This window comes from Marinobacter alkalisoli (assembly GCF_045449855.1).
Lineage (GTDB): Bacteria > Pseudomonadota > Gammaproteobacteria > Pseudomonadales > Oleiphilaceae > Marinobacter.
In genome coordinates, this window is sequence record NZ_JBJJLC010000003.1 from 165,005 (window position 1) to 185,668 (window position 20,664).

General features: G+C 57.5%; 24 protein-coding genes, 1 tRNA gene and 1 other RNA gene. 14 read left to right on the forward strand and 12 right to left on the reverse strand.

The features are described from left to right. Nucleotides 1-176: 176 nt before the first annotated feature. Nucleotides 177-914, forward strand: a complete 738-nt coding sequence (locus ACJO5Y_RS00865; RefSeq protein ID WP_406984307.1) for a cyclic di-GMP-binding domain-containing protein, MshE-related — start codon at nt 177-179, stop codon at nt 912-914. 47 nt (nt 915-961) lie between these two features. Here ACJO5Y_RS00865 and ACJO5Y_RS00870 read toward each other — a convergent pair whose 3' ends face one another. From ACJO5Y_RS00870 to flgA, 3 genes are all read right to left on the reverse strand, one after another. Continuing rightward, on the reverse strand, nt 962-1,432 hold the full coding sequence (locus ACJO5Y_RS00870) for a flagella synthesis protein FlgN (protein WP_406984309.1): 471 nt from the start codon (nt 1,430-1,432) through the stop codon (nt 962-964). Nucleotides 1,433-1,439: 7 nt separating this feature from the next. Then, on the reverse strand, nt 1,440-1,760 hold the full coding sequence (flgM, locus tag ACJO5Y_RS00875) for a flagellar biosynthesis anti-sigma factor FlgM (protein ID WP_406984311.1): 321 nt from the start codon (nt 1,758-1,760) through the stop codon (nt 1,440-1,442). A 179-nt stretch (nt 1,761-1,939) separates the two neighbouring features. Further along, complete coding sequence (gene flgA / locus ACJO5Y_RS00880; protein WP_406984313.1) at nt 1,940-2,641, reverse strand: flagellar basal body P-ring formation chaperone FlgA; 702 nt, start codon at nt 2,639-2,641, stop codon at nt 1,940-1,942. 191 nt (nt 2,642-2,832) lie between these two features. On the opposite strand from flgA, the gene ACJO5Y_RS00885 reads away from it, so the two are divergent. From ACJO5Y_RS00885 to ACJO5Y_RS00900, 4 genes are read left to right on the forward strand one after another with little or no spacing between them, the layout of a single operon-like run. Beyond that, nucleotides 2,833-3,762: a chemotaxis protein CheV gene (locus ACJO5Y_RS00885; protein ID WP_406984314.1), complete on the forward strand. Its 930-nt coding sequence runs from the start codon at nt 2,833-2,835 to the stop codon at nt 3,760-3,762. Nucleotides 3,763-3,802: 40 nt separating this feature from the next. Continuing rightward, the gene (locus tag ACJO5Y_RS00890; RefSeq protein ID WP_406984316.1) at nt 3,803-4,630 is read left to right on the forward strand and encodes a CheR family methyltransferase; all 828 of its coding nucleotides are present in this window, start codon (nt 3,803-3,805) and stop codon (nt 4,628-4,630) included. A 9-nt stretch (nt 4,631-4,639) separates the two neighbouring features. Then, nucleotides 4,640-5,836, forward strand: coding sequence for an MFS transporter (locus tag ACJO5Y_RS00895; RefSeq protein WP_406984318.1), 1,197 nt, complete (start codon nt 4,640-4,642; stop codon nt 5,834-5,836). Between the two features lie 17 nt (nt 5,837-5,853). Further along, nucleotides 5,854-6,471 (forward strand): flavin reductase family protein, encoded by a 618-nt coding sequence (locus ACJO5Y_RS00900; RefSeq protein ID WP_406984320.1) that lies wholly within the window; start codon nt 5,854-5,856, stop codon nt 6,469-6,471. A gap of 15 nt (nt 6,472-6,486) precedes the next feature. On the opposite strand, the gene ACJO5Y_RS00905 is transcribed toward ACJO5Y_RS00900, so the two are convergent. The 3 genes from ACJO5Y_RS00905 to ACJO5Y_RS00915 form a co-directional block, all read right to left on the reverse strand. Next, nucleotides 6,487-7,332: an alpha/beta fold hydrolase gene (locus tag ACJO5Y_RS00905; protein WP_406984322.1), complete on the reverse strand. Its 846-nt coding sequence runs from the start codon at nt 7,330-7,332 to the stop codon at nt 6,487-6,489. After that, nucleotides 7,325-8,461: a helix-turn-helix transcriptional regulator gene (locus ACJO5Y_RS00910; RefSeq protein WP_406984324.1), complete on the reverse strand. Its 1,137-nt coding sequence runs from the start codon at nt 8,459-8,461 to the stop codon at nt 7,325-7,327. Before ACJO5Y_RS00910 ends, ACJO5Y_RS00905 begins: the two co-directional genes overlap by 8 nt. A 114-nt stretch (nt 8,462-8,575) precedes the next feature. Beyond that, entirely contained in the window at nt 8,576-9,106 is a 531-nt protein-coding gene (locus ACJO5Y_RS00915) for a hydrolase (RefSeq protein WP_406984326.1), read from the reverse strand. Between the two features lie 217 nt (nt 9,107-9,323). Between ACJO5Y_RS00915 and ACJO5Y_RS00920 the strand changes: the two genes are divergently transcribed. Together ACJO5Y_RS00920 and ACJO5Y_RS00925 are read left to right on the forward strand one after the other, a co-directional pair. Then, nucleotides 9,324-9,414, forward strand: a tRNA-Ser gene (locus tag ACJO5Y_RS00920). Nucleotides 9,415-9,445: 31 nt separating this feature from the next. After that, nucleotides 9,446-9,587, forward strand: a non-coding RNA gene (locus tag ACJO5Y_RS00925) — RtT sRNA. 45 nt (nt 9,588-9,632) lie between these two features. Here the strand turns inward: ACJO5Y_RS00925 and ACJO5Y_RS00930 are convergent. Further along, a complete protein-coding gene (locus ACJO5Y_RS00930; protein ID WP_406984327.1) occupies nt 9,633-9,911 on the reverse strand; it encodes an acylphosphatase in 279 nt (92 codons plus the stop codon). Between the two features lie 86 nt (nt 9,912-9,997). Here ACJO5Y_RS00930 and ACJO5Y_RS00935 point away from each other — a divergent pair, with 86 nt between their 5' ends. Then, nucleotides 9,998-10,759: a fructosamine kinase family protein gene (locus ACJO5Y_RS00935; RefSeq protein ID WP_406984329.1), complete on the forward strand. Its 762-nt coding sequence runs from the start codon at nt 9,998-10,000 to the stop codon at nt 10,757-10,759. On the opposite strand, the gene ACJO5Y_RS00940 is transcribed toward ACJO5Y_RS00935, so the two are convergent. Next, nucleotides 10,760-11,359, reverse strand: coding sequence for a DUF938 domain-containing protein (locus tag ACJO5Y_RS00940; protein WP_406984330.1), 600 nt, complete (start codon nt 11,357-11,359; stop codon nt 10,760-10,762). A 51-nt stretch (nt 11,360-11,410) separates the two neighbouring features. Then, a complete protein-coding gene (locus ACJO5Y_RS00945) occupies nt 11,411-12,358 on the reverse strand; it encodes an AEC family transporter (protein ID WP_406984332.1) in 948 nt (315 codons plus the stop codon). A 311-nt stretch (nt 12,359-12,669) separates the two neighbouring features. On the opposite strand from ACJO5Y_RS00945, the gene ACJO5Y_RS00950 reads away from it, so the two are divergent. From ACJO5Y_RS00950 to pgsA, 6 genes are all read left to right on the forward strand, one after another. Next, nucleotides 12,670-13,077, forward strand: a complete 408-nt coding sequence (locus ACJO5Y_RS00950) for a DUF1330 domain-containing protein (RefSeq protein WP_406984334.1) — start codon at nt 12,670-12,672, stop codon at nt 13,075-13,077. Between the two features lie 144 nt (nt 13,078-13,221). Then, complete coding sequence (locus ACJO5Y_RS00955; RefSeq protein ID WP_406984336.1) at nt 13,222-14,829, forward strand: methyl-accepting chemotaxis protein; 1,608 nt, start codon at nt 13,222-13,224, stop codon at nt 14,827-14,829. A 63-nt stretch (nt 14,830-14,892) separates the two neighbouring features. Next, entirely contained in the window at nt 14,893-15,144 is a 252-nt protein-coding gene (locus ACJO5Y_RS00960) for a YheU family protein (RefSeq protein WP_406984338.1), read from the forward strand. A gap of 103 nt (nt 15,145-15,247) precedes the next feature. After that, the gene (gene uvrY / locus ACJO5Y_RS00965; protein ID WP_406984340.1) at nt 15,248-15,910 is read left to right on the forward strand and encodes a UvrY/SirA/GacA family response regulator transcription factor; all 663 of its coding nucleotides are present in this window, start codon (nt 15,248-15,250) and stop codon (nt 15,908-15,910) included. Then, the gene (gene uvrC / locus ACJO5Y_RS00970) at nt 15,894-17,732 is read left to right on the forward strand and encodes an excinuclease ABC subunit UvrC (RefSeq protein ID WP_406984342.1); all 1,839 of its coding nucleotides are present in this window, start codon (nt 15,894-15,896) and stop codon (nt 17,730-17,732) included. Before uvrY ends, uvrC begins: the two co-directional genes overlap by 17 nt. Before the next feature lie 7 nt (nt 17,733-17,739). Continuing rightward, complete coding sequence (pgsA, locus tag ACJO5Y_RS00975) at nt 17,740-18,294, forward strand: CDP-diacylglycerol--glycerol-3-phosphate 3-phosphatidyltransferase (protein WP_406984344.1); 555 nt, start codon at nt 17,740-17,742, stop codon at nt 18,292-18,294. On the opposite strand, the gene ACJO5Y_RS00980 is transcribed toward pgsA, so the two are convergent. Genes ACJO5Y_RS00980 through ACJO5Y_RS00990 form a run of 3 tightly spaced genes read right to left on the reverse strand, consistent with a single transcriptional unit; the run spans nt 18,295 to nt 20,663 of the window. Continuing rightward, nucleotides 18,295-18,906, reverse strand: coding sequence for an ABC-type transport auxiliary lipoprotein family protein (locus tag ACJO5Y_RS00980; protein WP_406984346.1), 612 nt, complete (start codon nt 18,904-18,906; stop codon nt 18,295-18,297). Beyond that, complete coding sequence (locus ACJO5Y_RS00985; protein WP_406984348.1) at nt 18,903-19,841, reverse strand: MlaD family protein; 939 nt, start codon at nt 19,839-19,841, stop codon at nt 18,903-18,905. The genes ACJO5Y_RS00980 and ACJO5Y_RS00985 overlap by 4 nt, the downstream gene beginning before the upstream one ends. 3 nt (nt 19,842-19,844) lie before the next feature. Then, the gene (locus ACJO5Y_RS00990; RefSeq protein WP_406984350.1) at nt 19,845-20,663 is read right to left on the reverse strand and encodes an ABC transporter ATP-binding protein; all 819 of its coding nucleotides are present in this window, start codon (nt 20,661-20,663) and stop codon (nt 19,845-19,847) included. Nucleotide 20,664 lies beyond the last annotated feature (1 nt).

Consider the following 20,664-nt stretch of genomic DNA (forward strand, 5'->3'; position numbering starts at 1 on the left):
GTGCTGGCCATCGCGAAGCGGTAGCTATGGGTAGTCGGATGTTAGCAGATATTCCTTCGGGAACGGGTAATCTCCAGGCACGATGCGTCGTGATCGTCTAACCTTCTTAAGATTGTTTAACAACAAAGTAGCGCCGGGCCGGGATGTACGGTGAGTACAATCAAGGGAGGGGCCAAGTGAACATCCGTCAGGGATTTGAAGAGAGATCAAGGCTGGGGCGATTGCTCATCAACCGGGGGTATCTATCCCCGGTACAGCTGGAAGAGGGATTGCGCCTTCAGGAGGAAACCGGGCAGCGTCTTGGGGAGGTGCTGGTCCAGGCCGGGTGGATCACCGAGCGGGAGCTCTACAGGGTTCTTAAGCACCAGTCCCGGTACCGCAACGCTGCAGCGTTGATCACCATGGTGGCATTGCCGCTGCAGCCGCTGGTCAGTTTTGCGGCCAGTAGTGGTGCAGACTCTCCGCAGGCGGCTTCGCCGGACTCCGGAGAGATGTATCGGAGCAAGGGATTCTCACCGTTGAGTGATGACGATCTGGCGAGGGTGGCCGGGCAGGGGGATAGCGCGTTGGCGCAACGTATTGCTGCCGCCACCGCCATGGTGCCGGGGGGCGGTGAAGGCAGCCAGGAGCCGGATGTGGTGGAAGGTATCAAGCTGACGGCCCATATTTTTGTTCCGATCCTGAACTTCCTGGACTCCGACCTGACGATTACCGGGGTTCACTATCGCGATGACGAACCCCGACACCAGCTCGGAAGCGATGGATCGCTCACCCTGGCTTTCCCGGAGCGGATAGAAGAGATCCGCATGGATAATATCCGGGTCAGTGGCGGGCGAACGCCGGCCCTTGGCAACGTCAGCATCCACGATATCCGCTTCGATCCGGATTCGCGGATGACGATCTATACCAGGTAAGGTCAGCAGGCGCTCTGCAGGTATTCTGGAGAGTGCGCTGGTCGGGATCAGGCGCTGGCCAGGATGGTTCTCTGGGAGGCGCCGGTCTGTTCGCCATGGGCGCCGTAAAGCTTTTGCTGGCTGCTGGCGCCGCGGAAGATGTCTGTCAGGCGCGCCAGGCGCTTCTGCATGTGGCTGATGACGCGACCGTTGTTCTGGTTGATCTCCTGGCAGAACGTCAGGCGTTCATTGGCCTGCGACCACAGCGACGCAAGATCGGATAATCCGGCGCTGCGGATAAAACGGGATGGTGCTCCGCTTTCGGGGCGATAGCCCATGGCAACGAGGGTATGGATTTTCTGCCTGGCACGGCCACGGATCTGATCGAGAAGGGTATTTTTCTCAGTCGTTATCGCTTGCAGTGCCTGCATGTCCGAAGAAGAGAGGCAGGACTTTTCCTGCTCCAGAATATCCGCCAGTGCATCCAGTTGACGGATATCCTGAGAAAGAAGATCTTTCAGTTCATCGATTGCGGCCATGATTTACTCACCCGAATATGCTTTTATCCATCTCAAGCATTTTCTGGGCCAGTTTCTCGGCGTCAATCTTGTATGAACCATCGGCCAGCGCCGCACGGATCTGCTCAATGCGGTCATCATCCATTTCCGGATAGTCACCCAGCTTCTGTTCCAGCTGTTTCAGGTTCTTGGCCTGATTGCTCAGGTTCACGTTCTCACCACGGGCACCCTGGCTCTTGGCCTGCTCGGGTGCCTGTGGCTGGGTATTCTGGGTGGAGCCAGACTTGTCGGCCGTGGTTCTCTGGGTGTTGACCTGGCCGGGGCCAATTCCATTAAAGTCAACTGACATATCGGTACCTGCTTACCTTATTGACTGTACGGGGGACAGCATTCGCGAATTTTATACCTGCGTATCGGCCGCGAGGCCGGAAGCTTTAGCGAATTTTTAGCTCCAGAAGATTACACTTCTGTCATTCGCAGAGCGTGGAGCGGCAAGACTCTGCCGCCTGCGGAAAAAGCGCGCCGCACCTACATTGGAATTTCAACCTGGCCCGGGGCGGTCACCAATGCTTTCACGGTGCGGGACGATGACAGATTCTCTACCAGTACCTGGTCGCCCACACCTGCGTCGGCCATGGCCTTGCCGCGAGAATTGACCGAGAAATTTCCACTTCTGGCGGTGATGATAACATGATCGCCTCTGGTCACCGCTGCCGGAGCTGAGAGCAGATCTGGCGTCATCAGTGTGCCGGCGTTGACGCCGCGTCGCATCTCCATGCCCACCAGTTGGTCAACGTTGGTAATCACACCCTTGCGGGTGGCATTAACCACGACTGAGTCCGTTTCGATCATGTTCGCCATGACCCGCTCTCCCCTGGCCAGTGGGCGCGCGGCCACAAGGCCTTCTCCGGTAATGGACACGGACGCGTTGAGAAACATGCGCCACGGCCGTTCGCCGCGACAGGAGACCTGTAGCGTCGGTTGCGTGGTTTTCCAGGGATCACCGCTGAAACTGACGTCCAGGGGGGCGTTACAGGTCGCCAGGGCCAGTCGGCTGTCCAGTCGGCCGGTTTTGTGTATGACCTCGAAACCGTTGTCCGCCTGTTGTTTCGAGAACTCGTCAAGGAACGAAGCCGCAGCGCTCCTGATCTGTTCGGCGGTGGTGTTTGCGGCCTGCACCAGCACCGGGACAGACGTTAACAGTGTGACGACAAAAATGGTGATGCGCATACGCTGCGGTTTGTCCTATGCTGTCAATTGTCGGTGGAAAATCCCGAAAAACTTAAGGGTTCGGGGGAATCGGCCGTTAACTTCACATAGTGAGTCAAAATTCCGGCGAAAAGCTGGCTTCATCCGCTCTTGAGAGCAAAAAAAGCAAAATGCATGCCGGCATGTCCGCGGGCAGACCTGGGGGAAAAGTAATGGCAGGGGTACTCGACAGTGTAAATCAGCGCACGCAGCTGGTAGGGCAGAACCGCCTGGAGCTCCTGTTGTTCCGTCTTCGCGGCAGGCAGATGTATGGCATCAACGTTTTCAAGGTAAAGGAAGTCCTGCAGTGCCCCAAACTGTCGTCGATTCCCAAAAGTCGTAGCGTGGTTCGGGGGGTTGCCCATATCCGCGGTGAAACCATCCCCGTCATTGATCTGGCCATGGCCATTGGCCATCCTGGAGTTCCCCGTGAGGAACTGGCGAACAGCTTCGTCATCATCACCGAGTACAACCGCAAGACCCAGGGGTTCATGGTTACCGGTGTGGACCAGATTGTGAACATGAACTGGGAAGATATCCTGCCGCCGCCCAAGGGTGCCGGCAACGATGTGTACCTGACATCGGTCACAAAAATGGATGATAAACTGGTTGAAATCATCGATGTAGAAAAGATTCTTGCGGAAGTTTCTCCACTCAGGGAAGATGTAACCGAGGAGTTGTTGACCCGTAGCGCCCAACGCGTTCAGGCGCATCTGCCGGTTCTGGTGGCGGATGATTCCAGCGTGGCCCGGAGGCAGATAGAGCGGTGCCTGACCGCTATCGGCATGGAAGTGATCACCAGGGACGATGGCAAGCAGGCTTTCGATTACCTGAAAGAAATCACGGCAGACGGCACAAAGGCCAGTGATCATCTTTCGCTGATCATTTCCGATGTCGAAATGCCCGAGATGGACGGCTACACTCTGGCTACCCGGTGCAAAAACGATCCGGCGTTGCGGGATACCTTTATCATGCTCCACACTTCGCTGAGCGGTGTACTGGACAGTGCGATGGTGCAGAAGGTCGGGGCGGATGAGTTTATGGCCAAGTTCAGTGCGGATGAATTGGCCGAAAAGGTTATGGAGATCATCGATCGGAACTAATACCGTCGATCATCCTCGATTCACCTGGCGCAGAGATTCAATGAAAGCGGACATTACGCCACAGGAATACGAAGCTTTTAAGACGTTCCTGCAGGATGCCTGTGGCATTCTGTTGGGCGAGAACAAACAATACCTCGTAAAAAGCCGTCTGCGTCGCATTCTCGAAGAAAATCAGTTAACAACACTCGGGGATTTGCTGGGGCAGCTCAAACGTCCGGGGCGCAGCAATCTCAGGGAACTGGTCATCGACGCGATGACGACCAACGAAACCCTGTGGTTCCGCGACAACCACCCGTTCCGGATCCTTCAGGAAAAGCTGCTGCCAGAGTTTGCTGAACGCAACTCCATGCAGCCTTTGAGGATCTGGTCGGCTGCCTGTTCCACGGGGCAGGAGCCGTACTCGGTGGCCATGATCATCGAGGAGTTCCGGCGTCAGCGCCCGGGTAAACTCCGGGACGTGAAGCTGACTGCAACGGATATATCCAAAAGCGTTCTGGAAGTTGCCCGCAAAGGTGAGTACGAAATGATCGCGATTGGTCGCGGGTTGTCGCCGGAGCGCCAGAAGCAGTTCTTCACGCCCTCGCTGAATGGTGGCTGGCAGATACGCCCCCAGATCAAGAGCATGGTAGAGTTCAAGGAGCTGAACCTGCTGGAGCGGTATATGCTGGGCAAGTTCGATATTGTCATGTGCCGCAACGTGTTGATCTATTTTTCCGCGGAACTCAAAAAGGACATTCTGACGCGCATCCACGCCACCCTGAATCCCGGTGGTTACCTTGTTCTGGGCGCGTCGGAATCACTCAATGGACTGCCCCACCTGTACGAAATGGTGCAGTGCCACCCGGGCATTATCTACAGGAAGAGATAATTCACCATTATGCCTCTCAACGTCTGGATACTGGTTGCCGCCCAGGCACTGGCCATGTGTACGGCGCCCTTCATCGTCTTTATCGGCAGCATCCATGGCCGGATCCTGGCACCGTCCCCCGAGTGGGCCACTCTACCGGTAGGGCTGGTTGTCGTCGGCACGGTGCTCGCCATCAAGCCAGCGACCTGGTTGATGGAACGCCTGGGTCGAATGCCGGTCATGCTTCTTGGCGCATTGATGGGCGTGCTGGCGGGCCTGACAGGCGGGGCCTCGGCCTGGTTTTCCAGTTTTCCGATGCTGTGTCTGGCAGCCGTCGTCGGCGGGACAGGGCTGGCGGTGGTTCATCAGTACCGCTTTGCCGCGATGGAATCCGTAAAGCCGGAGTTGGCGGGTTCAGCCGCGGCCCGGGTGTTACTTGGTGGCCTGATTGCTGCGTGGCTGGGACCTGAAATTGCTCTCCTCGGCAGCGCCGGGCAGGGAGATCACCCGTTTCTTGAAGGCTGGCTGGGGCTGGGCGTCGTCCAGTTACTGGCGATGGGGGTGCTGGCGCTGGGGTATCGTTCGAAGGGGGAACTGGTCAGGGAAACCCCGGCGGGTGGTGGTCGTCCGCTGAAGGAGATCCTGCGGGCGCCTGTGGTGTGGACTGCTATCAGCGGAGCAGCCATTGGTTATGCCGTGATGAGCTTTATCATGACAGCTACTCCGCTAAGCATGACCGAGATGGCCGGTCACGAACTTCCGGACGCCAAGCGGGTGATCCAGATTCATATCGTTGCGATGTATCTGCCGTCGCTGATCAGTGGCTGGCTGACCCGGGTGGTTGGCATTCCCCTGATGATGGCCGGCGGGTTGCTAGCCTACCTTGCCTGTATACTGCTGGCGTTCAGTGGCATCACTTTCCACCATTACCTGTTTGCGCTTATTCTGCTGGGTGTGGGCTGGAATTTCCTGTTCGTCGGCGGCACCACCCTGTTGCCGAGGGGGTACAGGGATGAGGAGCGTTTCCGGGTTCAGGGGCTGAACGACATGATGGTGTTCAGTTCCCAGGCTGTCGCGGCGCTCAGCGCCGGAGCGGTGCTGACGTCGCTGGGCTGGACCGGCCTATTGCTGGCGTCGCTCCCATTGCTGCTGCTACACGCTGTATTGATGGCCGTCTGGCTTCTCCATTCCAGGAAACCGGTCGCGCCCAAACCCCGAACCGACTGAGCTGACAGGAGCCTGTAATGCTTATCGATTTTGACGGCATGGCACCACAGAACATCTACCACATCCTGACCCAGACGGTGATCCCGCGCCCGGTGGCCTGGGTATTGAGTGAAAATCCGGACGGCGATTACAACCTTGCACCGTTTTCCTTTTTCACGCCGATTACCAGCAATCCACCGTTATTGATGTTCTCCGTGGGAAAAAAGCCGACGGATGGCGCCTTCAAGGACACCCGCGTCAATATTGAGCAACGCAAGCGTTTTGTTGTCCATATTGCTCATCGTGAGCTCGCTTCCGCGATGACGGAAACCTCCAGGACCATGCCCCACGGCGAATCCGAGCTTGTTAATACGGACCTTGAGCTGACCAACTTCGAGGGCTCCGAATTGCCCCGCCTCAAAGACTGTCGGGTGGCGATGGCTTGCGAGCTGTATGACATCAAGGAAATCGGCCCGACTCCGCAAACCCTGGTGTTTGGCAAGATCCTGAGTGTCTATGTGGCCGATGAAGCAGCCAGGCACGATGACAAGGGGCGGTTGGTGTTCGATGCGGCGGCCATCGACCCGATTGGCAGGCTCGGGGGTAGCGAATACGTGACCTTTGGTGAGGTGCTCAAGATCCCACGCCCCGCATAGCAGGCCAGCACTGCATTATTCGGTAAGTAGCCGCAAGGTTTCCGGCGCCGTCAGCGCGGTGTAGTGGCCAGCTGTACCGAGCAGGCTGAGTTCGCAATCTGGAAGGTGGCTTGCCAGGCAGCGGGCGTGTTCGGGGAACACCAGGTTGTCGTGCAGCCCATGAACCACATGGACCTTCCGCTTGATTTGCCCGGCCTTGAATGGCCAGTCTTTGGCCATCAGGGCTATGTCCCGCGCAAATGACAGGGCTGCGATCCGGGGCCCTTGAACCGTTGCCGCTTTGATTTCATCAAGATAGGCGGACCGCAAAGGCTCCTGTGAGAGCAGGGCTGTGTCGTTGGCCGACATGGCCTGGTGCATGGCGTCACACAGGGATTCGGCGCTTGTCAGAAGTGGTTCGAGCTGGCCTGGAAGGGTTTCGGGGTTATCCCGCCCGAGGCGCCACGTGCCTGCTGACAGCTCCCCGCCGTGGGCAAAAGGATCCTCCATCAGCGGGATGGCCGGCATCCCGACAACCACCAGGTTATCCATTCGGGAAGCCGCCTCCTGCGCACAGGCGAGAGCGAATACCCCGCCCCCGGAAAATCCCAGCACTGAAAAACGCTCCAGTTCCAGGTGGTCCGCCAATGCCAGGAGGTCGCTGGTGTGGTCGGCCAATCCATAGTGCCTGGTGGGGGTGGAATCACCGTATCCCGGCCTGTCAGGACTGATCAGGCGAAGGCCCAAAGCGCTGGCTTCTGTTGCCAACCCGGCGGGCGCCACACGTGATCCGGGAATGCCGTGGAGAAAAAATACCGGTTTGCCGTCACGGGGGCCGTGGTCAAACCACGACAGCCATCGATCGTTGCCCCTTTCAAGCACGGTGATGCTCCGGCGCCAGGGAAGCGGCCCCCAGAAGCAGGCAGCGGACCAGGTCGGCCTGGCGCGTTACCTGCGTTTTCTGCATCACCGCTTTGAGGTGCGTTCTCGCGGTATGAACCGAAATGCTCAGGCTGGCGCTGGCTTCCTTGAGATCATGCCCTCTGACCAGCTCCCCGGCCAGTCGGATTTCTGCGGGGGTCAGGCGGTAGGTCGCCATCAGGTGGTTGGCGTCCAGAGTCACGGGGCGATCCGGATTCAGAAGGAAGGCCAGTATTGTGTCGCCACCGTATGCAGTGGTGCCGAAACTCGATGGCCCCTGGCGGTAGTCAACCAGCACCAGTGATGCGCCCCCGGGGGAAACTGAAATGCTGTGGGTGTTGCTGGTCCCATCCTGGAGCAGGCGGACAGCGGCGCGCAACTGGTTATGCATGCTCTCGTTGCTGAATGCGAGTTTGCCCCCGTGAAGTCCCAGCCCAAAAGCTCGGGTTCTCGCGCATTCTTCCGCAACTTCATTCAGCCACTGACAACGCAAATGATGATCCAGAATCCAGACACCAAAGGGCAGGCGGTCGAGCGCGGCGTGTGCCTGCTGGAGAGCAGATTCAAACTGGCCGATCAGGCGCGTCAGGTCCGCCGCTCTTTTCAGGTGTGGTGAGAAAAATTCAAGGGTTTGCTGCTCGTCCGGGCTAAAAGCGCCCGCCCGCCGGGAGCGATGAACACCGATGTGCATGGCGCATTGCTGACCCCGATCGAATTGCGCGCCCATAGCGTAGAAATTGCCGTTAGGCCGGAAAATGCTCTGGTAGTGGGAACTTTGCTCGAATTCCCGATCCGCAACAATCTGGTGGCTGACCTGAATCTTGCCGAGGGGGCCTTCAGATAGCGGGACGCGGAACGGGTCGTGGTAGAAAGCCCCTTCATGATAGGTTGCGTTGGCCGTGTCATCGAAACCCACAGTGTAAGAGCGGTGAATCACGGGGTCACGGATATCCGTTACCCTCAATGACGCAGTCCCGGTATGGAACAGCCTGGCCAGCTTCCCGAGGAAGACCGGCCAGCCGTCCGGATTCATGGCACCGCCGTACAGATCGTTCAGCATTGCCGGTGCAGCTGTTTTGATACTGCCCAAAACCTGCGACTCCTGATACCAGTGCATCCAATTGCGACAGGTCCATTTAAGCACAATTCTGCGGGACCAGCGAATGGCTCCTTCGACAATACGACGTGCGCGATGGGTCAGAGGCTATTTGATCAGTCCCTGAATGTCGCGAAAACGCGGGTGCTTGCAATGCCTTAGCCATTCAAAAGCCACCATCTCGACCGTCACAATCCTGGCGCCGCTCTGGTGCAGGCGATCCAGCGCCACATCCCGGTCAAGCTCGTTACGTGACCCGGTGGCGTCCGCGACCACCCAGACCTTGTAACCGGCGTCCACCAGGCTCAACGCGGTCTGCATCATGCAGACATGGGCTTCACAGCCACCGATGACGATTTGTTGGCGACCTTCCGGCAATTCATCAATCAGCCCGTCGGGACAGGCATCGAAATGGTATTTCCCGATGACCTGATCGCACAGCTCAAGAATGTCCGGCACGTTATGCCCGAGCTTTTCCGGCAGCTGCTCGGTCGCTACCACGGGCACCTCCAACAGTCCGGCCATAGTCGCCAGCTTCAGACTCTGGCTGATGACGGAAGCGCCATCGGCGATGGCTGGCATCAGCTTTTCCTGCAGGTCGATCAGGATCAGGATGGATTGGTCGGCTTTCATCAGCATTATTGTTCTCCTTATATTGGCTGGTAGTATCTGACGCCCATCAGGCCGCTTCAATACAGTAACGATAGCCCTGAAAACGCTCAATCGTTAACCGATGTCGCGTTGCAGTGTAATTTTTTCTACGATTTTTCCAAAGAGAGTTGCCAAACGCCTGAAAATTCATTAGAGTTTGCGCCCTCAAATCAGTGACGACATCACTGATTTGGAACAGTTTATTGGAGAGGTGGCCGAGTGGCTGAAGGCGCACGCCTGGAAAGTGTGTATACGTTAATAGCGTATCGAGGGTTCGAATCCCTCCCTCTCCGCCAATACAAAACCCCAGCAGAAATGCTGGGGTTTTTTATTGGCCGTGAGGGCGGGTGAGAAGCCTCGCCGGGTTCGACCGCAGGCTGCGAAGCAGCCGAAGGAACGTCGGAGCAAAGCGACGACGGCCCCGAAGGGGTGAGGGCCGAAGGCCCGAATAATCCCTCCCTCTCCGCCAATACAAAACCCCAGCAGAAATGCTGGGGTTTTTTATTACAGCACTTCAGTCTTTTATCCTGAACTCCCGAAATTCATCGGATACAGGCGCTTCGCGAACCTCCACTCCCGTGACTCTGGCAGCCGGTGGCCCTTCCTCGCACCAATCCTTCAGCGCCTGAAGATCCTCCTGCAAGCCCTCCGCCACAATTTCCACCCGACCGTCGGACAGGTTTTTTGCGTAACCCGTGAGGTTCAGTCGCCTGGCGACATCCTCAGTGGAAGAGCGGTAATACACCCCTTGTACCTTACCTGAAACCACTATTACCCAGCGTGTTCGCATCATGGTCTTTCCCGTGTTATGTGGCATGGTACGCTAATTATCAATGTACAAGCCCTGGACAGGAAAGCTCAAGCGCGGAAATGAGGGAAATGGCGACTTACCGTAAATACAATCACTCCGGGTACCCGAATGCGTTGATCCGTGAAGCAGAGGGGCTGGCATTGCTGCGGTCGGAACTGCTGAATGCCGGGCAGGCCGCAATGATTCGTGTGCCGGAGGTGTTTCACGTCGACGAATCGGTGCTGGAGATGGAAGCCATTGCGGCAGGATCTTCCTCGGATGATGCACTGGCAAAACTGGGGGAGGGGCTTGCGACCCTGCATTGGGTGGTGCAGCCGTTCTATGGTCTCGAGGCTGACAACTACATTGGCCTGTCTCCACAGGTGAATGGCAGGTTCAGGAGTTGGGGGCATTTCTTTGTAAACAACCGGCTTGGTTACCAGGTGGCGCTGATCCGCAATGCGGGAGTGCGGCGGGATTTTCAGGCTATTCTGGACAGAAGCGCGACTGCGCTGGAGAGCTGGCTGGACGCCCGTTGCGAACAGCCCAGTCTGTTACACGGTGACCTGTGGGGTGGTAATGCGCTGTTTGAAGGCCACACACCCTGGCTGATCGACCCGGCGGTGTACTTTGGGGACCGGGAAGCAGACGTGGCGATGACAGAAATGTTTGGCGGGTTTGGCGCGGCATTCTACGCCGCATACGACTCCGTATGGCTCCGTAGCACGGATTACCCGCTGAAGAAGGAGATCTACAATCTCTATCATTACCTGAACCACTACAACCTTTTTGGCGGCAGTTACCTGGATGGGTGCCGTCGGGGCTTTGACCTCCTGACTGACATGCACTAATCAGCGTTTGCGCCAGACCAGGAAGCGGTTGTTGGCGGGCATTTCGAAATCACTTTCCAGAAACAGGTCATTTTCGCCAGCCATTACTTCCATGTCCTCAATGTGACGAATGCCCATATGGGGATAACGGGCCTTCAGGTACTGGTCAAATTGTCGGTTGCTGTCACTGGTGTAGGTCCCGTTATAGTTGAATGGGCCGTACAGGCAGAAAGCGCCGTTTTCCGGCAACCGTTGGGCCAGGCCTGAGAACATGGCCTCAACTTCCTCCCAGGCCATGATGTGGGCGGTATTGGCGGAAAACGCGCCATGGATCTCAGGTATTGGCCAGTCCGCTTCACCAACGTCCAGCGCCACCGGCGCCAGGATGTTGCCGAGCCGGGAGTCCTCAAGCCAGGGCAGGCAAAGCTGGTAGTTATCCGGATGGTCACTGGGCTGCCAGGTCAGGTGGGGTATATGACCGGCAAAGTGCACCGCATGCTGCCCGGTCCCCGTGCCCACCTCAAGAATGGTGGCGGGCGTGCGGAAGATCAGGGTCAGCTTCTCGAGAATAAAGGGTTTGTTGTTTTCACACGCCTGTGAGTAGGGCTTTTCCTGCTGCATAAATCGCCTCTGCGTTGTGTAGTGAGAATTGCGCTGGTACACGTTGTCGAATCAGATGACGCCCTGGCTCCGCAACAGGAAAACCCCGACCGTTACGGTTACGCTCGCCATCAAGGTGGTTAATGCAATGATGTTGGCAGCCAGCCGGTCATTGCCGCCCAGCGCTTTGACCATAACAAAACTGGCTGCCGCAGTGGGGCTGGCGAAGAACAGAAACATCAGCCCGAGTTCGGCATCCCGGAAACCTGACAGCCAGGCCGCGCCGGTGCACAGGGCAGGAAGAGCCACCATCTTCATAACGCTGGAACTGATGGCGGTGCGGCTGTCACTGCGAATAGCGCTGAGGGAGACGGTTGCGCCTATGCAAAGCAGGGCAAGCGGTAATGTGAGAGAAGCGAAGTAGTCGCCGCTGGTCATGACCCAGGTCGGGAAAGACACCTGCCACCAGGCGAACGGGATGGCCAGGAAGACCGAGATAATCAATGGATTGCGGACGATGTCGCTGAGGATACGGCGCCAGCTGGCGGATTTGCCTGGTTGATAGGCCAGCAGGACCATTACCGATAAGGCGTTGTAGGAGATAATCACCAGCCCGAGCAATATACCTCCGGCGGACAGCCCGTAGTCGCCGTAGAGGCTTGCTGCCAGCGCAAGGCCCACAATGCCGCAGTTGCCGCGAAACGCTCCCTGCACATACACACCGCGGTCTTCCCCGGGCACCCGCCAAACAGCCCAGCCCCATGCCAGGGCGAAACTCGCCAGGGTTGCTGCCAGGAAGAACATCAGCAGGTGGACGTTCAGTGCCGTTTCCAGATCCGCCCGAATAATGCTGAGGAACACCAGGGTTGGCAGAGTCGCCTTGAACACCAGCGCGGAAGCGGTATTAACGAAATCATTGTTGATCCAGCCAATGTGCTTCAGGCCGAGGCCGATAAAGACCATGGCAAATACCGGCAGGGTGGTTTCCAGGGTTTGATAGAAAATATCGAGAAGTGTCATAGCGTTACTGTGGACGGATGTGGGTGGGGATGAAGAGGGTAATCACTGGCACAGGATCCTGTTTCGAGCCGAAAAAGGGAATTGCACAAAGGGCTTAGAGGGACAGGTTGGTTTGTATAATACGCTCAAGGCCTGCATCGACCAAGCTTTGGCCAGGGACTTGTATTGATACCAGGGCTCGGGCTGTAGTCCGGAGGTTGATCCAGGTTGAATGAAATGTAATTGAAAGGTCTTGGTGGCCGGGGGGCATGCTGCGCTATAGTGACGGGCACATATCCAAAATATAACGAACGTTCAGAGCCTGATAGACCATGGAAACCTTTAATCCGACTCCCGAACAGCTTCAGAAAGTTCTGGCGAATACCCCCAAAGACCAGCCCGTCGTTATGCTTAACCTGTTGCGGTTTCGTGATCGCGCCCAGTACAAGGATGAGGCTCCGGACCGGTCCGGGCGTGAAGCCTACTCACTCTACATGCAGGAAGCGGCAGCCTGTGTGCGGGCCGTCGGTGCGGAGGTGATCTGGTCCGGGCGTAGCGTCGGTTCACTGATTGCGCCCCCCGACGAGTCCTGGGATCAGGTTCTGCTGGTTCGGTACCCATCCGTGGATGCATTCATGGCGATGATCGAGAGCCCTGAGTACAAGGGCGTCGTAAAGCATCGGACAGCCGCACTGAAAGATTCACGGCTGGTGGCCAATCTGGAAGGGAGCGCGGGCTAGTTCCACCTGCCACCCTGGCTGCTGAATCATAATACAGGTTACATGGCCCGCCGCAATGGAGGGCAATGGCGTTCTGTTCCTCTGCAATAAAAGTGTCACCGAATTGGCATAACCTCCACCGCAAAGCCTGCATGTGGAGTTGTCATGCTCAGAACTGTCCGTAGTCGTATCCTGTTTTTCTCATGCCTGTCGGTGGTGGCCGTGTTTGGACTGGCGTTATTGTCCTGGTCCATCATTACCAGGGCTGAGCAAGCCTCCGAGCAGCTGATCAAAGACAACCTGACGGAATCCTGGTCACTGGAAGATCTCGAGGCGGACCACCGACGACTGCAGGACCTGGCGTACAAGGTAAAGTCGCAATTGTTGCTCTGGAATGAGATCGACGAAGAATTCCAGTCCATTCAGCACTCCGTTGCGGAAAACTGGAGCACGATACGCTCAAACCCGCTGCTGGCGGATTGGGCGACAGAAAACGCCGACAGATTTGCCGCCGTTAAGTCTCTGCTGGCCGACCTGGCTCCGGGCATTGAGGAGCAGAGTTATTATCGGGTAGGGCAGGTGGTTGACTTCAAACTTTTCCCCGCATTGGACCCCATGCTCGAATCCATAGCCGATCGTCGTAACGCCAGTCGCAAACGTATCGACTCCGGCGCTCAGGAGTTGCTGGCGTTTCTGGAGACCCAACAGGTTTATCTGGTGGTGGGATCAATCATCTTTATGCTGGCGGTGCTACTGATGACTCTGTGGCTGAGAGCGACTGTGATTGTGCGCTTGAGGCGAATAGAGCGGGACCTGCATCAGATGGAGAAAACCGCGGATCTGACGAACGTCCCCGCGGTTTCGGGGCAGGATGAGGTGGCCGGCGTCAGCGTTGCGCTGGGTGGTCTGGTCACTCGCTTCAACGGTTTTATCGGCGACATCCGGGAGGCTTCCCGTACCCTGGACCATCGCTCGGCATCCCTGGATACTCAGGCGGAGGAAGTCCAGAAGTCTTCCGATCGCACTCGCACCCAGATAAGGGACGTCAGCCAGTCCATGGCAGTCATTGCCGATCAGGCGACGGCCATAGAGGCGGCCTCGGCTAATGCTGCTGATACTGTGCGCGAGGCTTCATCCGCCAACGATGAAGTACACAGCGGTCTACGCAACAGCGAGCGGGGCGCCGAACACGCCAACGAAGTCATTGGTCGTGTCTCTGCTGCCATTCAGGCGCTTGGCGGCTCTACATCCAGGATCGAACAGGTTATCGGGGTGATTGCCGATATCGCCGAACAGACCAACCTGCTGGCACTCAATGCAGCCATTGAGGCTGCCAGGGCGGGAGAGCACGGCCGGGGCTTTGCGGTGGTGGCTGATGAAGTCCGAACCCTGTCCCGGCGCACAGCGGATTCGACAACGGAAATCCGTCAATGGGTCCATGATCTGGTCCAGGGAGTTGGTAATGTCGATGGGCTGCTTGAGGAGATGAGCGAGGCCGGAGCGAGCAATCGGAACAACCTCAACGCTCTGAAAGATCACCTGATCGAGCTTGGCGCACGTTTTGAGGCGCTGCAAACCCGGACAGGGGAAATCAACGCTGCAGTCAGCCATCAACGGGGTGAAATCGAGCGGGTTGGCAGGCGCTCTGCCGCACTGGACGACAGTGCCGGTGTGCTGAGCAGTAGCGTGGATAGTACTCGGGAAATCAGTGAGGCGCTCCGTCAGGAGTCATTGTCTATGCGACAATTAATTGCAAGGTTTCGCACAACTTAACAGTAACACCACTTCACCGAGTCCTCCTCAGGCCTTATGATAAGTCACTGTAACGGAGGAATCATGATCGACGACGCCAGCCAGCAACCTGAGTCCGACCCCAGGCAGGAAAAGTTCGTGGTTGATACGGAGCTGCTCTCCGATGATCAGGTAGACGGGCTTGTAGACGAATATTGCACCCGTTACCACGGCCTGAATGACACCGAAAGCCCAATGGATGAGCGGGGCCGGGTAAAAGCGGCCGTTAAGCGGGGGGATCTGGTGGTGTGGTTTGATCCGGTTGAGAATGCTGCCGGGTTGGGTGTTCCCGCTTGAACGCTCATTCATGTTTCATCGATCCGCGAGAACACCTACCCCGGGGTTCTTATAAACGGTACAATCCCGCTGTTTTTACCAGAAGCCGTGTGCGAGGTGAGTTTTGATCAGGGTATTGGTTGTTGATGACCATGAGCTGGTGCGTTCCGGGATTACCCGGATGCTGGCGGATAACCCCGATATCGACGTCATCGGCCAGGCCTCCTCCGGTGAGGACGCCATTGAGTTTGTGCGCAAGCAAACGCCGGACATTGTCCTGATGGACATTCGCATGCCCGGTATCGGCGGTCTCGAGGCTACTCGCCGGATTCTGCGCATTGACGATACTACCCGGGTCATTGTGGTAACGGCGTGCGCCGACGATCCCTATCCCACCCGGGTGATGCAGAGTGGCGCGTCGGCTTATATCACCAAGGGCGCTGATATCAAGGAAATGGTACGTGCGATCCGGATGGCCCATTCCGGCCAGCGCTACATCAGTCCCGAGATTGCCCAGAAAATGGCGCTCAAGCAGTTGGGGGGCGATCCCAACGGCGAAGATGGTGATCTGTCATTGTTTGACCGCTTGTCGGAACGGGAAATGCAAATCGCCATGATGGTGGTGGATTGCCAGAAAGTTCAGGACATTTCCGACAAACTGTGCCTCAGCCCCAAAACCGTCAACAGTTACCGTTACCGAATATTCGAGAAGCTGGAAATTTCCAGTGACGTTGAGCTCGCTTTGATGGCGGTACGGCTCGGGTTGCTCGATGCCGACAAGGTCTGAATTCGACTCCAGAAATTTTCTGAAACAGCTTACGGAACGGCCTGGCGTATATCGAATGTACGACGAGGGCGGGTCGGTCCTGTACGTGGGCAAGGCGCGCAATCTCAGGAAGCGGGTGGGCAGCTACTTCCGCAAGTCTGGCCTGGCGCCGAAAACCGAAGCGCTGGTGGCGAAAATTGCATCCATTGAGGTCACCATTACCGGTAGCGAGACCGAAGCGCTGCTGCTGGAACAGAACCTCATCAAATCCCTTCGGCCGCCCTACAATATCCTGCTTCGGGATGATAAGTCCTACCCGTATATTTACCTGTCTTCCCATGAAGATTACCCGTCACTGACGTTTCGGCGGGGGCGCACGAAAAAAGGCGGCGGCACCTGGTTCGGGCCGTTTCCCAGTTCCGGCGCGGTCAAGGAAAGTCTTAATGTCCTGCAAAAGGTTTTCCGTATAAGATCTTGTAGTGAAAGCTTTTTCAGGAACAGAACCCGCCCCTGTCTTCAATACCAGATCCACCGCTGCACGGCCCCGTGTGTGGAATATATTTCTCCGGAGGATTATCGGGAGGACATCCGTCACGCCACCATGTTCCTGGAAGGGAAAAATCCCGCCATCATCCATGATCTTATGGAAGCGATGGAGAAGGCCTCACAGAACCTGGAATTCGAGAAAGCAGCAGCCTATCGTGATCAGATTAATCACCTCCGCCATGTCCAGGAACAACAATCCGTGGACGGCGAAGGGGGAGACGCCGACGTGGTCGCCATTTCCCAGGATGCGGGGGTCGTCTGCATCGTGGTGATTGTTGTCCGGGGTGGCCGGGTTCTCGGCACCAAGGACTACTTCCCCCGTTACTCGATAGAACAGTCGGAAGGCGAACTGCTGAGCGCGTTCCTGGGGCAGTACTATTTCGGTGGCAGTACCCGCAGGGAAATTCCCCAGGATATTCTGGTGCCGGTGGAAGTCGAGGGGGAATCATTGCTGGCGCAGGCGTTAAGCGAGTCGGCAGGCCGGGACACCCGAATCCGTCGCAACGTTCGTGGCGAACGGCGCAAATGGCTGGAACTGGCGATGACCAATGCCCGCCAGACCCTGCTGAGCCACCTGGCCAGCAAGGAAACCGTCTATCGGCGATTACTGGCATTGAGGGACATGCTGGAACTGACAGAAACGCCGTCACGAATGGAGTGTTTCGACATCAGTCACAGCCATGGCGAAAACACGGTCGCATCTTGCGTGGTTTTCGACGAAAATGGGCCGCTTAAGAGTGACTACCGGCTGTATAACATTGAGGGCGTTACCGCCGGGGACGACTACGCCGCCATGCGTCAGGTCCTGACCCGTCGCTACAGGCGGATGGTTTCAGGTGACGGCAAACGCCCTGACCTGGTGTTTATCGACGGTGGTAAAGGACAGTTGAACATTGCCCGGGAAGTCTTTGATGAATTGGGGATTTCCGATATTCCGCTGATCGGTGTGGCCAAAGGCGTCACCCGCCGGGCCGGTATGGAGCAGTTAATTGATGCCATGACCGGGGATGTCTTTCGGGTGCCGGCGGATTCGCCCGCACTGCACCTGATTCAGCACATCCGGGATGAGTCCCACCGCTTCGCGATTACCGGCCACCGTGCCCGCCGAGACAAAAAGCGCCGGCAATCGACGCTGGAAGGTATCGAGGGTGTGGGACCCAAGCGCCGGCGGGATCTCATTCGCTACTTCGGTGGCATACAGGAACTTCGTAAAGCCAGCGTCGATGAGATGGCCAAGGTTCAGGGCATCAGCAAATCACTGGCGGAAACCATCTACGCAGCATTGCACGACGAGTAAGGACAGCATGAATTTACCAAACGTACTGACGCTATCCCGCATTGTGATGATCCCGGTTTTTGTGGTGATTTTTTACCTGCCGGTGCAATGGAGTTATCTGGTTAGCGCGGCTATTTTCGCTCTGGCGGGCGCCACCGACTGGCTCGATGGCTACCTGGCCAGAAAACTGGACCAGAGCACCCCCTTCGGGGCGTTCCTGGATCCGGTGGCGGACAAGCTGATGGTAGCGGTTGCCCTGACCGTACTGATTGAGGAGCATGCCAGCCTGATCCTGACCATTCCCGCTACCGTGATTATCGGCCGCGAAATCGTCATTTCCGCACTGCGGGAATGGATGGCCGAGATCGGCAGCCGGGCCAGCGTTGCCGTGTCTTACATCGGCAAGATAAAAACCACGGCACAGATGGTGTCCATCATTACGCTGTTGGCCTTTCCTCCGGGCGAGTTCTGGTCGTGGATCGGGATAGGGCTGCTTTACGTAGCCGCTGGTCTGACATTCTGGTCAATGATCCTGTACCTGCAGGCGGCATGGCCGGATCTGTTCCCCAGGCAGGAGTCCTGATCACGCTTCCAGGCAGTCGCTGAGCCAGTCGCGTAGCTGCTGGCCCAGCTTTTCGCCGCCACGGCCAAAGGCCTCGACTACCTGATCTATCCCGGGACCTGTCGCATCTGCGGTTATTCTGAAGTTGCCGGTGCAGACCGTCTGCCTTGTGCGGTTGTCCATCAACTGGGCGTACAGGGAAACGAACACCTGAACACCGTTTCTTCCCGTTTCACTGTGAAACCCATACAGGTCACTGACCAGGGTAACGTCGCTGCCAGTGGGGCTGGTTTCATTGACCACGCCCTGGAGACGTCCTTCCTGGCGGAATGTCCCTATCATCAACTCCCGTAATAGTACCGGGGCCGTATCGCGCCAGCGCACGCCGCCGTATATCTGGTATTCATGGGGGGCAGGCTTGGTCAGAATCCGCGAACTGTCAAAGGGTTCAGTTGCCTGGGGGGTGTCGATTCTCAGGGTTGTATCGAACGCGGGATGGCTATCATTTGGTGGAACGGCCGGTGTCGGGATGTCCATGACCCGCGGCGCTTCGTAATCCGGGAATACCGTGCATCCGGCGAGTGCGGTTGTGATTGCCAGAGCGGTGAACGTTTGCGCATGGCGAACACTCATTGTGGCACCTCCTGAATGTTTTCCCGGTTCCAGATGGTGCTGGAAGGATCATCTTCAAGGCGCCGGGTGAAATGATTGAGGTTGCGGAGCGTACTTCGCAGCTCCCGGAGAGCGGGCGAGAGCTCGGCCAGGCCCTGAAGGCCTTCATCCAGCGCGCCTTTATTGCTGGCGGTCAGTTGCTCGATGCGGGTTGCTGTGGTCTGGATCGAGGCAATGGCGCTGTTGAGGGATGCCAGGGTGTTCTTGCCCTCGCTCTGTAATAACTGGTCGGCGTTGTTGGCAAATGCCGATACTCGTGCTGAGGCTTCCGCGGCCCGCACGCTGGCGTCGTTCATCCGTTCGAGTAACTGCTCCAGTTCTCCCCGCCGGTCCATCAGCCCGTCCGTGGCTACCCGGGCATTGCGGAGGATGCGGGTCAGATTTTCGCTATTCTCTTCCGAGAACAAAATGTTGGCGTTGGTCAGGAGGCGTTCGGCTTTACTTAACAGAGCCTCGCCGTTATCCAGCAGGGAGGTGAATACAGAAGGTTCAGCCGTGATCAATGGCGGATCGCTACGACTGCCTTCCAGTACCGGGCTATCGATCGTGCCGCCCTGGAAGCGTACGCTCATGCTGCCGGTGATATTGGCGAGCACCAGTCCGACGCGGGTGTTTTCGCGGATCTTCACGTTCTCGTCCACACGAATCAGCACTCTCACGTGACTGGGGTTTTCAGAATCCAGGGACAGGTCCACCACTTCGCCAACTTCGACGCCGCTGTACTGTACCGGGTTGCCCTTGGAAAGACCGCTGACCGGGTGATCGAACCCGATTTCGTACCAGGCCCAGTCACGATCGGTCGCGGATTTTCCCAGCCAGAGCGCAAATATCAGGGCTGCGGCGGCAATGATGACCGTAAACAGTCCGATGATAATATGGTGAGCTTTAGGCTCCATACTCTACTGCTCCTGCATCCCGGCTGCTGCTGAATGTGCGGCGGCGCGGCCACGGGGGCCGTGGAAATAGTCGTGCACCCATTCGTCGTCGGTTGCTTCCACCACCTCAAGGCTATCGGCTACCAGCACTTTTTTCTGTGACAATACCGCAACCCGGTCGCAGGTGCTGTATAGCGTGTCGAGGTCGTGGGTAACCATGAATACCGTCAGGCCCAAAGCATCCCGCAGGGTCTTGATGAGCCCGTCGAACGCCGCGGCGCCAATGGGGTCAAGCCCGGCGGTGGGCTCGTCCAGGAACAGGATTTCCGGATCCAGCGCGAGGGCTCTGGCAAGGGCCGCGCGCTTGACCATGCCGCCGGACAATTCCGCCGGATACTGCAGGGCCGCCTCTGGCGGCAACCCCGCGAGGGCGAGCTTCATCTGCGCCAGGTGTTCCGCCATGGGGCGGGTGAGACCGGCGTGTTCCATCAACGGGACGGCAATGTTTTCCCGAAGATTGAGTGAGGTGAACAACGCTCCGCCCTGAAACAGAATGCCAAACCGCTGTTCGATCCGGGCCCGCTCCCTGTCCGGTAAACTGTGCAGATCCTGGCCAAATACCCGGATCTCACCGCTGGTGGGGCGATGCAGGCCAACGATGCTGCGAAGCAGTACGGATTTACCCGTGCCTGAGCCGCCAACGACACCAAGAATTTCCCCGCGCCGGATATCCAGATCCAGGCCATCGTGGACCACATGGGAGTCAAACCGGTTTTCCAAGCCCCGGACTTCGACCAGAATGTTCTCGCGGCTGTTGCCCATCGCTGAGTTTTCCTGCCTCATG